We start from the raw sequence: 16,342 nt of genomic DNA, 5'->3' as shown, positions 1-16,342 counted from the left end.
TCAGGCATAGAATGGAACCACCGCGATATGAAATCGCTCAAAGTGGTATGCACGATCGATTGGCGAAACCCGCCAATCGGCCTGCCCTCAAGGAGAGCCCTATGCCCTGGTATGCCTGGTTGATTCTGGTCGTTGCAATCGGCTCGATCGTTGGTGGTTTGATGATGCTGCGTGACACTGCCAACAAGGTCGAACTGACCGAAGAGCAACGTAAACGTGTCGCGGAACGCAACGCGGAAGCGGACGCCAAGGATGCGCAGGACCGCTAAAAAACTGCTGAACAGCTTCTGTAGGAGCGAGGCTTGCCCACGAAGGCGATCTCAGGGACGCCTTCGCGGGCAAGCCTCGCTCCTACGTCCGATTATTTTTCCCAGTCGGCCTTGGCGATGTGCAAGCCATGCAGCCCTTTATACGCAGCACGTTCAGGCTGGCTCCAGCCCTCGAGCAATGAATCCTCCAACCGATAAATCTCCACGCCCAGCGGGCGACAGACGCTGAGCGGATCCTGCGCATCCGGCCCCCACATGGCCAGTGACAGGTCCCCTCCCGGACAGGTCGACAGCGCACACAGCAGATCGATCTCGGCAAAGAACTCCAGGTAATCGCCCTTCTGCGCCGGACAGGCCTTCATGAAGTACATGTCGTCGTGGTTCAGGCCCGTACACTGGAAAATGTTCAGCACGTCATGCACGTCGAACTCGGTCAGGCCATGGGGCAACACGGCGCGCGTCAGGTTGGAGTGGCAGTGATGATGGAAGTCCTCGCCGGTGAGCATTTTGTTCACATAGGGATCGCAGCGCGTACCCAGCAAATCGTGCAAACGCCCCCCATGTTCATCGATGCCGTAATCGGCCAGGCTGTCGTCGGTGATGGTCACCAGCGGCCGTAAAAAAGGCAGGTTCGACCAGAGCCGGTCATGGGTGCTGACATGGGCGCCCTGCAGTTGCCGGGTCCGCGCCGCCCACAAACGCTCGCGCGGGTCGTTGGCGTTCCAGACATTGAAGTCGCCGACTTGCGGGCCGACCGGCGTGGTCACACGAAACACGTGCCCGGCCGGCACGTTCCAGGCGCGACCGGTGCGGATCGGCACTTCAAACTGCTCGATCAGCGTGCGGCCTTCCCTGGTGTCGCGAATCCGTTCGTAGAAGGCTTTGTCCACCTGCAAGGCCGAGCCTTTGCTGACTTGATAGGCCGCCGGATAGTCTTTGTACATGACACACATCCTCGATCAGTGATGGGGGGTTGGGGCAAGCATTCGCAACAGAAGGTGTTCAGAGTCATCGAGGTAAGCGCTCATGGCGTCTGCGGCGGCGCGCTTGTCGCCCTCAGCGAGAAAGTCATGGATCTGCCGGTCGCGAGCCAGCCAGGGCGCCTGAAAACGTGATTCATCGGGCGCGGCGCAGAACGCCAGGCGCAGTTGCGCAACAACGTTGGTGAAAAACTCATCGAACAATGGGCTGCGCAGCAACCCGACGATGTGTTGATGAAACGCCAGGCTGTGGGTGCCGACGGCGCGCCAGTCCTCGCGTTCCCGGGCCAGCTCGGTGGCCTCCAGCGCCTCGAGCATCCGGCCCGATTGATCATCGCGCAATGGCGGGCTCACGCTGATGGCTTGCAGTTCCAGGGTACGCCGGACCTTGAACAAATCCCGAACATCATCCTGACCCAGCTTGCGCACCATCACGCCCTTGTTGCGCACGTAACGAGTCAGTCCATCCTGCCCCAGGCGGTGCAACGCTTCACGAATGGTGTTACGGGAGGCGTTGTAGGCAGACACCAATTCGTTTTCCACCAGCGCCATGCCAGGCAGTAGGCGACCGCCTATGATATCGGCGCGCAACTCCAATGTGATGTGATCGGCCAGGGACAGTCCACTGTTCATGCTCATCGCCTCGTGATTGTTCAACAATCGTCAGCTGACAAGTAATCACTATTCGTGCCAGCTGAATCGATGCGGCAGGACGAAGTTGGTCGCATCTGCATGCTTTTTAGAAGTAGAAGTACAGTCACCATCCCATTTTCATTGGTTAAGATGGCGCATTGTTGCGGAGATTTCAGATGCGTTACTCGCAGGACCATAAAGCCCAGACCCATCAACGCATCATCAAGGAAGCATCGGCGCGATTTCGCCGCGACGGTATTGGCGCGACCGGCCTGCAACCCCTGATGAAAGCGTTGGGGCTGACCCACGGCGGGTTCTACTCGCATTTCAAGTCCAAGGACGAACTGGTGGAAAAGGCCCTGCAGGCCGCCGGCGAACAGTGCGACGCCATCTGCGCCGAGCTGTTCGCGCAGGAGCACCCGCTGGAAGCATTCATCGACACCTATCTGTCTGAATGGCACCAGACGTCACCCGATCAGGGTTGCCCGCTGCCGACCATGTCCTCGGAGCTTGGCTTGCGCGGACAACCCAGTCCGACCTCTGACGTGGTGCTCAATTCGAGGCTGCAACAAGTGCAAGGCACGCTTGAAGGCGAAGATGCCGCCGACCGCAGCATCTTCATTATGTCGGCCCTGGTCGGGGCGTTGTTGTTGTCGCGCAGTGTCGAGAATCAGGAGATGGCCAAGCGGATTCTCGACGTGACACGCGAATTTCTCAAACAGCCCTGGGATTAATCCTGCCAGCGTTTGAAGAGCACGCTGGCATTGACCCCGCCAAACCCGAAGCCATTGGACAGTGCATATTCGATCGCCATCGGCCGCGCCTGACCGTGGACGATGTCCACGCCCTGCGCCGCCGGGTCCGGGTTTTCGAAATTGAGGGTGGGCGGCACGACTTGATCGCGGATCGCCAACAGCGTGAAGATCGCCTCAATCCCGCCCGCCGCCCCCAGCAAATGCCCGGTGGCGGACTTGGTCGATGTCACCGCGATCTTGTTGTCCGAACCGAACAATGACTTGATGGCCGCCAATTCTCCAAGGTCCCCAACCGGGGTCGAGGTGGCGTGAGCGTTGAGATGCTGCACCTGTGCGGCAGAAATGCCCGCCTGGGCCAGGGCCAGCGACATCGCCCGACGCGCACCGCTGCCATCTTCGGGGCCGGCAGTCAGGTGATAGGCATCGGCACTGGTGCCGTATCCGACCAGTTCGGCCAAGGGTTGAGCGCCACGGGCAAGGGCATGTTCAAGCGATTCGATCACCAGAAGGCCAGCACCTTCCCCCATCACGAAACCATCACGACCACTGTCGAACGGCCGAGAGGCACGCTCCGGGGTATCGTTATAGCCACTGGACAAGGCACGCGCAGCCGCGAAGCCGGCGAGGCTGACCCGATCGATCGCGGCTTCCGCGCCCCCGCACACGGCGATATCCGCCTCACCACAACGAATCAGCCGCGCGGCGTCACCAATCGCCTGGACCCCGGCCGCGCACGCTGTCACCGGAGCACCCAGCGGGCCTTTGAAACCATGCTGTATCGACACATGACCGGCCGCGAGGTTGACCAGAAAGGAAGGAATGGTAAATGGCGACAAACGTCGCGGGCCGCGGCTGTCGGTTGTACGGACCGCATCGGCAATTGCGCCGAAACCACCCACGCCCGAGCCGATAATCGTCGCGGTGCGCTCCTGAGCATTAGCGTCTTGCGCTTGCCATCCGGACTGCTCCACCGCCTGGCGCGCGGCCTCCATGGCAAACATAATGAAGCGGTCCATTTTTTTCTGCTCTTTGGGCGGCGTCGCCCGGTCCGGGTCGAAACCCGCCTCGGGATCTTCCGTCATGGAGAGCACCGCGCCGCCGACCTTGGCCGGCAGATCGGCAACCACTTCGTCAGGCAACTGACGCAACCCGGAGCGTCCAGCCAACAGGCGCCCCCATACCACCTCGACATCGCTACCCAGCGGGGACACCAGGCCCATGCCCGTTACAACCACTCGACGATTACTCATACTGCAATTACCTCAAGCCGATTGAAGACGCCTCACTTGTAACGCGTGGCGGCCGTACTTTTGGAAAGATTCGGGGCCATCACCAGACGAGCTTTTACAAAGTCATCCCACTCGGAGGCGTTCGGCAACGATGGAATGGTGATCAACTCACCCTGGTCCAGACCGGACAATGCCGCATCGACCATCTCCCCGGCTTCCATCACCATGTCTGCGGGAATCTGAGTAGCGTCGATACCGGAGCGCTCCCAGATTTCGGTGCGTGTTACGCCTGGCAACACGGCCTGGACCTTGACCCCGGTACCGTCCAGTTCCGCGTTCAACGACTGCGTCAGACTTAACACATAAGCCTTGCTCGCGCTGTAAGTCGCGTTGAATCGCTCAGGAAACAACGCCACTACCGAGGCGATATTGATGATCGTGCCACGGCCAGCCTTTGCGAAAGCGGCGGCCGCTGCCGATGCCAGGCGCGTGACGGTGGTGACGTTGAGCTGGATCAGCTTTTCCATCTGGTCCATGTCGGAATTGGCCAACAGACCATCCGTTGCGACACCGGCATTGTTCAGCAGCAGGCTGATACTCGAATCGCTGCGTAGACGCTGTTCGAGCTTCAGAACGTCATCTTTTTGTGTGAGGTCTGCCTTGAGCACTTCGACCTGGACACCATGCTCGGCGCGCAACTTGCTCGCCGCTGCCTGCAAGCGTTCCTCGTCGCGAGCGACCAGCAACAGATCAAAACCACGCGCCGCCAACCGCTCAGCGTAGATGGCGCCGATTCCGGAGGAGGCTCCGGTGACGAGGGCGGTTCCTTGGGTCTGGACAGAATTCATGAGCGTGCTCCTGGGAGGATGCGATTGGAAGATGAGCGTCTGCTTTGGCAGACTCAGGAATTATTATAGGCATAATCCAAAGACAATATGATAGTCGTAATTTTTTACATGCCGATAGAAGGCAAGCCGCCGTCCTTAACGCCAAAATGCAAAAAGGCCGGTCAATGACCGGCCTCTTGGGCGTTTATCTAAAGCTTAGTTCACTTCCAGCTTCTCGCGGTTCTTATCCAGAATCGCCTTGCCTATCCCCTTCACTTCCAGCAATTCGTCCACGGACGAAAATGGCCCATTACTGTCACGATAAGCAACAATCGCCTTGGCTTTGGCCTCCCCAATACCGGATAGCTCACGCTGCAGCGTCGGTGCATCAGCTCCATTGAGGTCGACTTTGCCAGACAGCGCCTTAGGCGCGACTTCCAGCGCAATAGGTGCGTTACTAGCCTCAGACTTTGCCGCAGGCGCGGCGATGGCAGCAATAGAGGCGCTGGTCAGTAGGGCGAAAACCAGAGAGTAGAAATAGCCTGTACGCATAAATGAAGCTCCATGACATCGATTGAGAAAGCAGCTTTCCCGAAGCTGCCTTCCAAACTTAGGCGATGTGGTGGGGCTGTCAAAAGTGTGTCTGTTGCAGGATGTGAAACAATCAGGGTTCGAGGCGGCGTTGTTGATAGATCCAGTCGACGATTTCGCCGTCGGGGGTGTAGCCGCTGACGGTTTCGCGCAGGAGTTGGCGGACGCGTCCGTAGTCGTCCTGATCAACAGCATTCAGCAATTCCGTCAGACGTACCTTGAGCACATCCCAAGGCAAATGGTCCTCGTTGGCACACATGATCATCGGGTGTTGAGTCGCCGCTACGTTATCGCCAATCAGCAGCTCCTCATAAAGCTTTTCGCCAGGGCGCAGCCCAGTGAATGCGATGGAAATATCACCGTGGATATTCTTGTCCGATCGGACACTCAGGCCTGACAAATGAATCATTTTCTCTGCCAGCTCGACAATTTTTACCGGTTCCCCCATGTCCAGAACGAAAACATCACCTCCCTGCCCCATAGAGCCGGCCTGGATCACCAGTTGGGCCGCTTCCGGGATTGTCATGAAATAACGGGTGATTTTCGGGTGGGTGACCGTCAACGGGCCGCCGGATTTGATCTGGCTGTGAAACAGCGGGATGACTGAACCGGAGGACCCCAGAACATTGCCGAATCGAACCATTGTGAAGCGGGTTTTGTTCACTCGCGAGACATTGGTCGTATCGCCAAACAACACCGGCGCAAGTTCTCGACTGAGGGCCTGCAGCGTTAGTTCGGCAAGGCGTTTAGTGCTGCCCATAACATTTGTCGGACGCACCGCTTTGTCTGTCGAGATCAACACAAAGTTTGCTACGCCTGCCTGCAACGCTGCCTGAGCGGTATTGAGCGTACCGATCACATTGTTGAGAACACCTTCTGCGATGTTGTGCTCAACCATCGGAACATGCTTATAAGCGGCGGCGTGATAAACAGTGTCCACGTGCCAGGTTTTCATGACATCCAGCAACTTGTCCTGATTGCGTACAGAACCCAAAATCGGCAAAAGACGAACAGATAAAGACTCTCGCGATATCCGCTGCTCAAGCTCGGACAAGATGCTGTAAAGATTGAATTCACTGTGCTCAAACAGCAAAAGCGTGGTGGGACGCAAAGCCAGAATCTGGCGACATAGTTCGGAACCGATTGACCCTCCAGCCCCCGTCACCAGTACCGACTGACCCTTGATGCAATGCTCAAGCAAGTCATCCTGGGCCGGAACAGCATCACGACCCAAAAGGTCAGCGATGTCTACTTCCTGGATATCGTCGACTTTTACCCGACCACTGGCCAGGTCCATGAAACCGGGAACGCTTCGAACGTGGAGAGGGAAACCTTCAAGGAAACCGAGAATCTCCCGGCGGCGACCACGGGAGGCGGAAGGAATGGCTAATAGAATTTCCTGCGCGCCGGTTTCATCGATCATTTGCTGGATGTGCTTGGGCTTATAAACTTGCAATCCGGAAATGACGCGAGCGGCGATACTTTTGTCATCGTCAATAAAGGCCACCGGGCGCATGATTCGCCCCATTCGCAGCGCCGCTACCAACTGGTTCCCCGCGGCTCCAGCACCAAAAATAGCAACCCGGGGCAGTCCATCATCCCGATTGGTGAAAGGCACATGCTGCGCCGCAGCAAACCAATCACCCAGGAAATATTGACGCATGGCCAGGCGCAAACCACCGACCATAATCAGGCTCAACCACCAGTAGTTGAAGATGATGGAGCGAGGGACAATGTTCTGATGGTTGCTGTACCAGTAAACGATTACGCCGAGGATCAGAGAAGATAAGCTGACTGCCTTGATGATTGCGATCAGCGCATCATTCCCGAAGTAACGCATCACGGCACGATACATGCCGAAACGGATAAACAAAGGGATAGCGACGACTGGAGCACTCAGAAACAGCCACGAATGGACGATAAGTGGATTGACCATATCATCTATGCCGAGGCGTACCAAAAATGCCAACCATAACGCCGCCCATACTAAAACGACGTCAGCCGAAACCTGAATCAGTCGCTTCTGGCGACGTGGCAGCCCCAGCAACAATGTGCGTAACTTGTCCATAACTCCGTCGTACACCTCGAACCGCTCCCCATTGATCGTGTGTGACGAGTGTACGTCTCTCTGACGCACTCGTTACTTTAAAAATTCCATGAATCAACTGCTGATTGTCTATTTTTCTTCCATTTCGCCCGCATGAAATTTTACCGCCAGAATTACAAGAGGGATGTATGCGATGAGCAAACCAAATGCTCCGTTCAACCCTGAACAAGCAACAAATAGCGCCACGGGCAACAGCCACGCAATATTAATTGCCCCAACAGCAAGAGTGACGGGTAGATGTTTTTGGTATCGGCGGGATGCAAATTGATACGCATGACTGCGATGAGCTTCGTAGACTTTCTCTCCCCCTATCAGCCGACGTAGCAGCGTGAAAGTCGCGTCCACGATGAAAACGCCTAACAAAATCAACCATGACCAAAGTAGCTGCGGTGAAATCCACGCCGCCTGTATTGAAATCACACCCAGCACCATGCCGAGAAATCCGCTACCCGAGTCCCCCATGAAAATGCGTGCTGGAGGGAAATTCCAGAACAGGAAACCGGCCACTGCCATGGCTAGCATTGCCGGGACCCACATCTGATTCTGGAACCCGCTCAACCAGTAAAGCAAGCAGGCGCAAAGGCAGACGGTAACCGCCTCGACACCTGCGATACCATCAATGCCATCCATGAAGTTGTACAAATTCAGCATCCACACCAGGTAGATCGTAGCCAATACATGTCCCAGCCAGCCTAGATCCAACGAGTGGCCAAAGAAATCAAGCGAGGGTAGGCCATCGAGCCAGAACAAGGCCCAGACGGCTCCAGCAAAATGGCCAAGCAAGCGCCACCGAACTGGCACATGACTGTGGTCATCCAACCAGCCGAGAAGCGCAATGCCAGCCCCAGCCCCCAGCAAGGCAAAAATATAATTCCAGTCGATGACTCCAACAAGGCCGAGAACCGGTAGTGCTGCAAGGAAACTGAAAGCGATGGCTATACCACCAGCCCTTGGCGTAGGTATGGAATGCGAACTGCGACCGTTTGGAATATCCATAAGGCTGCGAGCCAGAGCAAAACGACGCAAGGCTCCCGTTAGCGCCAGAGAAACGCTAGCTATTACCGGCAACGACAACCAAAGAGCCATCAAAGAGGTACCCAAAAAAGTGCGAAGTATAACGCCTGCTCCTTCAGACCTCTCGCACTTGCTATCCGACGTGATTGACCAGATAGACATGGATTACGCGCAGAAATCAGAATCAGGGGCTGGTAGATCGAACGGTTCATCGACGCCCGAGCCCGCAAGAAGCTGACCCGGGATTCCCCTCAGATGTTGTAAACCCACGCGAGCCTAGGGCTTACAGGCTTGCTGCATAACACTGCAAATGGCTTTACAGGTCTTATTGATTTCAGATTCAGTCAATGTCGGATGCACAAGGAACATCAGGCTGTTCTCTCCGAGTTCCTTGGCAACGGGTAACCGGACTTCTGGGCGCCAGCCAGTATCATCAAACGCTTTCTCAAGGTACACCTCAGAGCAAGAACCAGAAAAACATGGCACACCAAGCGCTGAAATCTCTGACAGAATTCGGTCACGGTTCCAGTCTGCCTTTAACTGATGTGGCTCTAAGAATACATAGCATTTATAAGCAGCGTGAGTGTAGGTTTCGGGAATCGCTGGCACGCGCAAACCTTTAAGCTCACGAGCATTCGACCAGATACGTTCGGCATTATTTATACGGCTGGCATGCCATTCGGCCATTCGACGAAGCTGAATGCGGCCAATGACTCCTTGCACTTCCAGCATCCTCCAGTTAGTGCCAAAGCTTTCGTGCAACCAACGGAAGCCCGGCTGATGCTCGCGTTCGTAGATAGCTTCCCAGCTCTTGCCATGATCCTTGAACGACCACATTTTTAACCAGAGGCTTCGGTCGTTCGTCGTGACCATTCCGCCCTCGCCTCCGGTCGTCATGATCTTGTCCTGACAAAAAGACCAGGCGCCGATATGACCAATGGAGCCTACAGGACGCCCCTTGTACTTCGCACCATGTGCCTGGGCGCAGTCTTCAATTACCTTAAGATCATGAAGTGCGGCAAGCTCCATGATGGCATCCATATCACATGGCCACCCTGCCAGATGCACACAGATTACGCCCCGGGTACGGGGCGTCAGTACAGCCTGGATTGTCTGCGCGGTAATGTTCTGGGTATCGCGGTCGACCTCGGCAAAGACCGGTATGGCACCGGCATTGACGATACTGGAAACTGAGGCGAGGAAGGTCCGGGGAGTGACGATGACTTCATCCCCATGTCCGATTCCCAGAGCATTTAAAGCGAGATCAAGGGCAACGGTGCCGTTCGCCAAGGCGATGGCATATTCCGTGCCGGCCCAAGCGGCAAACTCCTTCTCAAATTCGCGGCATTCTTGCCCGGTCCAATAGTTGACCTTATTGGAAAGCACTACATCGCGAACAGCGTTGGCCTCTTCCTCAGTGAACGAAGGCCAAGGAGAAAATGGGGTATTCAACACGATTTTTACCTGCCATCCATAATTAAAAAAGTACCGTCGAAAATTCAAACGGCCAATCAGTCACATGTATCCGATGGTTAAGCACTCAGGATCTGACAATCGCTCGAGCGGGAACCCCGGCTACTGTCATGTTATCAGAGATATTGCAGACAACAGCCGCACCGGCACCGACCATCACATTTGAGCCTATTTGGAGCACCTGTCTGACACAGGCACCGATGCCTATCCAGCTCCCGTCACCTACGCTAACGGCGCCTGCCAACCTGGCGCCAGGACTGATATGTACGCATGCGCCGAGAATACAATCGTGATCAACGCTACATCCTGTGTTCAAAATCGCCCCTTCTCCCACCGACGCATAGGCATTGACTACTGCAGATGCAAACACAACGGTTCCAGGCCCAATCTTAGCGTATCGACTTATGATCGAAGAAGGATGCGCCAGCACTGGAAGCTTTGCGCCCAAAGCCTTTAACTCATCAATTTTGCTGCGCCGGACACCGTTGTTGCCGATAGCGACCAGGACACCATCGAACTCCGTTATGCGATTGAGCAACTCGCTGGTATTCCCAACCACTGACCAAACGCCGATGGATGAAACTTGAGGCCACGCATCATCAAAGAACTCAATGACCTGCCACCCACAACATTCAGCTGTGTCAGCGACAACCTTGCCATGACCACTCGCACCAAGAATTGCCAGTTTCTTCATTTTTTTGACCCGGTGAACTTGGTCATTGTGACTTCACCTTCAGCACTAATCCCATCCCTGACGAGTACTTTTTTGATGGTGAGGAAGATGATTTTGAGATCAAGCCACAACGACTGATTGTCTACATACCAGACGTCAAGTTTGAATTTCTCTTCCCAGGACAGTGCATTGCGACCATTTATCTGGGCCCACCCGGTGACGCCCGGACGTGCGTCATGTCGGCGAACCTGGACCTCATCGTACAGGGGTAGATACTCCATCAATAGGGGACGAGGGCCTACCAAGCTCATATCCCCCTTGATCACGTTCCACAACTCAGGAAGTTCATCCAGGCTGCTGGAACGAAGAAATCTGCCAAAATCCGTCATTCGCTCAGAATCGGGCAAGGGATCACCGTCAGCGTCCAAAGCGTCCCGCATCGTGCGGAATTTGACCATTTCAAAGGGTTCACCACCGAGACCCGGTCTGACTTGTCGAAACAAGATTGGAGATCCCAATCGTTTGCGAATCAAGTATGCGACTATCGCGATCACGGGAGACAAGACAATCAACCCGGCGACCGAGGCCACAATATCGAAGAAGCGTTTTGACATCGGAGGTCCTTGAAAAACACATTATCGTTGGAGAAAAGGAGCGTCATAAATCATTTCGACATGCGCTTGAAGTGCTCACCGAAACGCTCGACACCGACTCGCAAAGACAGCTCTTTTTGATAGAACGCTGCCCCATTTTCAGCCATACAGCTGCGCCCCTCCGCCGATACTTCCATCAACGCCAGTACCGCATCCACAAGCGCTTGCGGGTTGTCTGACTCGCTGACGACCCCACAACCGGCGTCACGTACCAAATCTGCAGCATCACCGTCCACAGCCATCAAAATCGGCTTCCCGGCTGCCATATAAGCCTGGGTTTTTGAAGGGATAGTGATGGTAAACAAAGGGTCTTTCTTCAGATGAACAAGCAGTGCATCAGCAGCGGCCAGATAAGCGCCGACATCCGGCATGGGAACAGCGGGCAAGAAAAACACGTTGTCTAGATTTCTGCCTTTCGCAAGCGCCTCCAACCTGGAAGTTTCAACGCCTCCGCCAAGAAAGATAAACGCTACTTGACTTGCTTGCTCCTGCAGTAACTGCGCCGCGTCAATCACTGTATCGAGGGACTGTGCTTTACCCATATTGCCGGCAAACAGAATTCGAAACTTCGAGGTCACCGGAAAGTTGGTCGGTAATTTGTCTGGCGTAGCGCGGACCATATCCTCCGAACACCAGTTATAAATCACGTCAATTTTTTGCGACGGCACCCCACGCTCGATCAAGAGACGCTTGAAACCTGGAGATAACACCACTATCTGGTCTACGTTTCTGTATACCCAATTACAGACGCAAGAGACAATCTTCAGGAGTTTTTCGTTGGAAAACATACCCGTGGCCTTGAGTGTATCAGGCCACATATCTTGGATATCATAAACCACGGGAACACGCCGAAAAAAACGAACAAGTGCAGCTGCGATACCCACCGTCAACGGAGGATGGTAGGCGTATACAACATCCGGCTTCTTCGCACGAAAAAGACCATACAACGATATACTGGCCGCGAAGCTTATATAGTTAAGCAGTCGCCCGACACCACTCTGCCCGTGACTTGGGTAGAGTGGCACGCGCGTTATCTGGACGCCGTCGATGACTTCGCGTTGCAAGGCCTTCATTTTATATCCGGGATACAATTTACCGCCGGGATAATTCGGAAACCCTGTAACCACTTCAACATCAAAGCCTTGTGCGACCAACTCTCGTGCAAAAACCAATCCTTTGAACGTCGGCTCAGGGTCAAACCATTGAGTAAATAGTAAAACACGAATAGCCATTCGTATTAGTACCTTCTCCAGACGGTCCGCATAACATAATCCCGATAGCTGTGGATGATCCGAACGACTTTCTCTGCCACGTTAGGCATACTGTAGTCCGCGACAAGACGCAAGCTACGCTCATCATCGCGACTTTGCCCTTCCAGCACTTGCAAACCTTGCATTACGCGCTCGGCTTCCAGCCCGACCATCATTACAGCAGCTTCTTCCATACCCTCTGGACGTTCATGCGCTTCGCGAATATTCAACGCCGGAAAGTTAAGAATGGAAGACTCTTCGTTGATCGTGCCGCTATCAGAAAGAACTGCCTTGGAGTCCAGTTGCAACTTGTTGTAATCTTTGAAGCCCAAGGGTTTGAGCAAGCGGACGTTCTCGTGAAACTTCACACCCATGGCGTCGACCCGCTTTTGGGTGCGGGGATGCGTGGAGACAATAACCGGGTACCCATAATGCTCAGCAACGGTATTTAGCGCTTCAACCAATTTTGCGAAGTTTTTATCAGAATCGATATTCTCTTCACGATGCGCGCTGACCACGAAGAACTTACCTTTCTCGAGACCCAGACGAGATAGAACATCCGACGCCTCAATACCTTCTCGGTAATAATTGAGCACTTCAAACATAGGACTGCCAGTCTTGATGACCATGTCCGGTGACAACCCTTCACGCAGCAAATAATCACGTGCGATCGTGCTGTAAGTTAGATTGATATCCGCCGTATGATCAACAATGCGGCGATTAATTTCCTCAGGTACGCGCATATCGAAACAGCGATTGCCGGCTTCCATATGGAAAGTAGGGATTTTTCGACGTTTGGCAGGAATTACCGCCATGCAACTGTTTGTATCACCCAAGACCAGCAGAGCCTCTGGCTCGATCTCTGCCAACACGCGGTCCACACTAATAATCACATTCCCGATAGTTTCGGCGCCCGTAGCGCCTGCGGCATTCAGGAAGTGATCCGGCTTGCGGATGCCCAAGTCTTGAAAGAAAATCTCGTTAAGTTCGTAATCGTAATTCTGACCAGTATGAACAAGCACATGATCACAGTACTGATCCAGAGCCGCCATTACGCGCGACAAGCGAATGATCTCCGGGCGGGTTCCCACTACAGTTACGACTTTTAGTTTTTTCATTTTTAAGCGTCACATTTCAAAAAAGTGATAGACAAATAATCAGTAGTTTTCGCCTCCTAGATCATGAAACCGAAGCGAAAACTCCATCATTACCCTGCTGCTGTCGGACGTGTCGCAGTGGGGAATGCCCACGCATCACTGCTAAAGCAAGCGAGAAATTTCGTGGGACATAATGACACATTGAATCGATTTTTTACTCTCAGTTTAGCTACTGCAAGCTTCTCCTGACCCTCCACCCGGCTTCCGGATCGATGGCACGGGGCCGGTTCTGGGAAGACGCAAGCACTTCGAATCAAAAAGCCAATCGGCAGCTGCTCGAAAAACAAGCCTCGAAGCTGCCCAAAGCTTCGACCAGTATCGAAAACACTAGAAGACTGAACGAACGCCAGATGCCAAGGAGTCAGCTGGGACGCACAGCCATAAGCGCAGGATGATGAACCGCGGGATGCGGCGTTAACCATAAGGGGTGATTTACGGGGGGAAGATCGCGCCAAAATAGCCGGCCTTTAAAACAAAGAACGATGCAAGCCTGGCCTGAACCCAAGCTCATTTCCGTTTTACCAAAAAATTGGATCTCTGCTCCGCCTACGGAGCAGAGAGAACCTATTTTGTTATAAAGGCGCTGCCACTGGACGTGCGTACGTGTCCGGGAGTTCGCGATCGAAAATCTCGTTCGCCCAAAGCATGACGATCATTTCATCATCTCCTGCATTGGTGATATCGTGTGTCCAACCTGGAACGGTTTCTACAATTTCCGGCTTCTCACCTGTTGTAAACAACTCGTAGAATTCCCCGGAAACTATATGTCGAAACCGAAAACACGCCTTACCTCTAATCACTAGAAACTTTTCAGTTTTTGAGTGATGGTAATGACCACCACGCGTGACTCCAGGATGAGCAGTAAAATAAGAAAACTGACCGCTGTCGGCTGTTTTTAACATTTCAACGAATACACCTCGAGGATCCCCGTACTTGGGAACCTCGTAAGTGAAACGATCCGGCGTCAGATAACTGACATACGTAGAATAAAGCGCTCGCACCAGCCCCGTACCGACCGGCTCGGTTATCAACGTATTGCGGCTATCACGGAATGCCTCTAGCTGACTCGCCAACGCTCCAACACTAATTGTGTATTGAGGTTCAACAATGGCGAAACGCTCAGCCGACAACCTTCCATCCATCGCGTCAATAAAGCATCTGACGACGTCATCTATATAGACGAGATTGATGTTCGCCTGAGGGTCGTTGATCTGAACGGGAAGACCGCGGACCGTATTATGGCAAAACGTAGCCACAGCAGAGTTATAGTTCGGACGCGCCCACTTACCAAAAACATTCGGCAGTCTGAATATATATACTGCAGCACCGTGATTATCAGCCAGTTCGATCAACGCTTCTTCGGCAGATCGTTTACTGATGCCGTAAAGGTTGTCTAACTCCGCTTGACTGGAAGATGTGTACAGTACAGGTACAGACCGACCACATGCTGCTACGGCATCGCACAGTGCACGGGTCAGATCTGCGTTGCCAGTCTTGAACTCCTGGGGATCCTGCGGGCGATTTACTCCCGCCAGGTGAAATACAAAATCCACTTCGGTCATCAAGGCGGGCAGTTGGGCAACGTTATCGTCACGAGTAAAGCGCAAGACTTCAACGTCACTGCGCTCACTAAGGTGCGCGATAAGATTCTTGCCGACAAAACCATTGGAACCGGTGATCAGAACTTTCACTCTGTCACTCCTCAGGCGTCGCATGTTCGCCACGCTGAATAGCACGCATGAAATTAAGCTTAAGTAACAGCTGCTTCATACCTTCGACATCCAACCTTACTGTGTTATGCGAATTGTAATCTTCAGTGCGAGAAATTTTCTCTTCGCCCTGCTCTACAAATTTTGCATAGTTCAAGTCGCGCAAATCAGGTGGCACTCGGAAGTAATCGCCACGATCTTCTGCACAAGCCATTTCCTCGCGGCTCAACAACGCTTCGTATAGTTTCTCACCGTGACGGGTACCTATCACTTGAATCGGATGATCAGGCAAGTTGAGCATTTGCGTCAATGCTTGAGCAAGAACTTCCACCGTGGCTGCAGGTGCTTTCTGCACAAACAAATCGCCGTTATTGCCATGCTCAAACGCATACAACACGAGGTCTACAGCATCCGCGAGCGTCATCATGAAACGCGTCATATTGGGATCGGTGAGGGTGAGTGCCTTGCCTTCCCGAATCTGCTGGATAAACAGTGGAATGACCGAACCACGAGACGCCATTACGTTGCCGTAGCGGGTACCGCAAATGACCGTTTTATCGTCATCGGCACCGCGAGATTTTGCCACCATCACCTTTTCCATCATTGCCTTGGAAATACCCATGGCATTGATTGGATACACTGCTTTGTCGGTACTGAGACAAACTACACGCTTGACTCCGTTCAAGATGGAGGCTTCGAGTACATTCTCAGTACCCATTACGTTGGTTTTCACAGCTTCCATCGGGTGAAATTCGCACGATGGTACTTGTTTGAGTGCGGCGGCGTGAAAGATATAATCCACGCCACGAGTAGCATTTATAACGCTTTGGTAATCGCGAACATCGCCAATATAAAATTTAAGCTTTGAGCTTGCGTAATGCTTACGCATGTCATCCTGTTTTTTCTCATCCCGACTGAAAATACGAATTTCAGCGATATCAGTATCCAGAAAACGCTTAAGCACCGCATTACCAAAAGAGCCAGTGCCGCCAGTGATCAATAGTTTCTTACCGCTAAAAATA

The 16,342-nt window shown here is 53.6% G+C and carries 16 protein-coding genes; 2 read left to right on the top strand and 14 right to left on the bottom strand.

What is annotated here, in order from left to right; all coding sequences use genetic code 11:
• Nucleotides 1–101 precede the first annotated feature (101 nt).
• Nucleotides 102–269: a DUF2897 family protein gene (locus tag HP062_RS29645; RefSeq protein ID WP_010461642.1), complete on the top strand. Its 168-nt coding sequence runs from the start codon at nucleotides 102–104 to the stop codon at nucleotides 267–269.
• Between the two features lie 92 nt (nucleotides 270–361).
• Here the strand turns inward: HP062_RS29645 and HP062_RS29640 are convergent, their stop codons facing one another.
• Both HP062_RS29640 and HP062_RS29635 read right to left on the bottom strand, forming a co-directional pair.
• Entirely contained in the window at nucleotides 362–1,213 is an 852-nt protein-coding gene (locus tag HP062_RS29640) for a DUF1989 domain-containing protein (protein ID WP_077747932.1), read from the bottom strand.
• 15 nt (nucleotides 1,214–1,228) lie between these two features.
• The gene (locus HP062_RS29635; RefSeq protein ID WP_172792445.1) at nucleotides 1,229–1,882 is read right to left on the bottom strand and encodes a GntR family transcriptional regulator; all 654 of its coding nucleotides are present in this window, start codon (nucleotides 1,880–1,882) and stop codon (nucleotides 1,229–1,231) included.
• A 176-nt stretch (nucleotides 1,883–2,058) separates the two neighbouring features.
• Between HP062_RS29635 and HP062_RS29630 the strand changes: the two genes are divergently transcribed.
• Nucleotides 2,059–2,616 carry a TetR/AcrR family transcriptional regulator gene (locus HP062_RS29630; RefSeq protein ID WP_172792444.1) on the top strand — a complete coding sequence of 186 codons (558 nt, stop codon included), beginning with the start codon at nucleotides 2,059–2,061 and terminating at the stop codon, nucleotides 2,614–2,616.
• Here HP062_RS29630 and fabF read toward each other — a convergent pair.
• The 12 genes from fabF to HP062_RS29570 form a co-directional block, all read right to left on the bottom strand.
• Nucleotides 2,613–3,887 carry a beta-ketoacyl-ACP synthase II gene (gene fabF, locus HP062_RS29625; RefSeq protein WP_010461652.1) on the bottom strand — a complete coding sequence of 425 codons (1,275 nt, stop codon included), beginning with the start codon at nucleotides 3,885–3,887 and terminating at the stop codon, nucleotides 2,613–2,615. The genes HP062_RS29630 and fabF overlap by 4 nt on opposite strands.
• A gap of 32 nt (nucleotides 3,888–3,919) precedes the next feature.
• A complete protein-coding gene (locus tag HP062_RS29620; RefSeq protein WP_083374717.1) occupies nucleotides 3,920–4,714 on the bottom strand; it encodes an SDR family oxidoreductase in 795 nt (264 codons plus the stop codon).
• A 195-nt stretch (nucleotides 4,715–4,909) separates the two neighbouring features.
• Nucleotides 4,910–5,245, bottom strand: a complete 336-nt coding sequence (locus tag HP062_RS29615; RefSeq protein WP_172792443.1) for a helix-hairpin-helix domain-containing protein — start codon at nucleotides 5,243–5,245, stop codon at nucleotides 4,910–4,912.
• 112 nt (nucleotides 5,246–5,357) lie between these two features.
• On the bottom strand, nucleotides 5,358–7,352 hold the full coding sequence (locus tag HP062_RS29610; RefSeq protein WP_083377234.1) for a nucleoside-diphosphate sugar epimerase/dehydratase: 1,995 nt from the start codon (nucleotides 7,350–7,352) through the stop codon (nucleotides 5,358–5,360).
• Nucleotides 7,353–7,460: 108 nt separating this feature from the next.
• On the bottom strand, nucleotides 7,461–8,477 hold the full coding sequence (locus HP062_RS29605; RefSeq protein WP_083374719.1) for a glycosyltransferase family 4 protein: 1,017 nt from the start codon (nucleotides 8,475–8,477) through the stop codon (nucleotides 7,461–7,463).
• 204 nt (nucleotides 8,478–8,681) lie between these two features.
• Nucleotides 8,682–9,860 carry a DegT/DnrJ/EryC1/StrS aminotransferase family protein gene (locus tag HP062_RS29600; RefSeq protein WP_083374720.1) on the bottom strand — a complete coding sequence of 393 codons (1,179 nt, stop codon included), beginning with the start codon at nucleotides 9,858–9,860 and terminating at the stop codon, nucleotides 8,682–8,684.
• Nucleotides 9,861–9,945: 85 nt separating this feature from the next.
• Complete coding sequence (locus HP062_RS29595; protein ID WP_083374721.1) at nucleotides 9,946–10,572, bottom strand: acetyltransferase; 627 nt, start codon at nucleotides 10,570–10,572, stop codon at nucleotides 9,946–9,948.
• Nucleotides 10,569–11,165, bottom strand: a complete 597-nt coding sequence (locus HP062_RS29590; protein ID WP_083374722.1) for a sugar transferase — start codon at nucleotides 11,163–11,165, stop codon at nucleotides 10,569–10,571. The genes HP062_RS29595 and HP062_RS29590 overlap by 4 nt, the downstream gene beginning before the upstream one ends.
• Nucleotides 11,166–11,215: 50 nt before the next feature.
• A complete protein-coding gene (locus HP062_RS29585) occupies nucleotides 11,216–12,436 on the bottom strand; it encodes a glycosyltransferase family 4 protein (RefSeq protein ID WP_083374723.1) in 1,221 nt (406 codons plus the stop codon).
• 5 nt (nucleotides 12,437–12,441) lie between these two features.
• The gene (gene wecB / locus HP062_RS29580; RefSeq protein WP_083374724.1) at nucleotides 12,442–13,572 is read right to left on the bottom strand and encodes a non-hydrolyzing UDP-N-acetylglucosamine 2-epimerase; all 1,131 of its coding nucleotides are present in this window, start codon (nucleotides 13,570–13,572) and stop codon (nucleotides 12,442–12,444) included.
• 611 nt (nucleotides 13,573–14,183) lie between these two features.
• On the bottom strand, nucleotides 14,184–15,302 hold the full coding sequence (locus HP062_RS29575; RefSeq protein ID WP_083374725.1) for an NAD-dependent epimerase/dehydratase family protein: 1,119 nt from the start codon (nucleotides 15,300–15,302) through the stop codon (nucleotides 14,184–14,186).
• Between the two features lie 4 nt (nucleotides 15,303–15,306).
• On the bottom strand, nucleotides 15,307–16,341 hold the full coding sequence (locus tag HP062_RS29570; protein WP_172792625.1) for a polysaccharide biosynthesis protein: 1,035 nt from the start codon (nucleotides 16,339–16,341) through the stop codon (nucleotides 15,307–15,309).
• Nucleotide 16,342: the final 1 nt, after the last annotated feature.

Source organism: Pseudomonas sp. B14-6, from assembly GCF_013260315.1.
Classification (GTDB): domain Bacteria; phylum Pseudomonadota; class Gammaproteobacteria; order Pseudomonadales; family Pseudomonadaceae; genus Aquipseudomonas; species Aquipseudomonas mandelii.
This window is presented reverse-complemented; position numbering and strand designations above follow the sequence as displayed.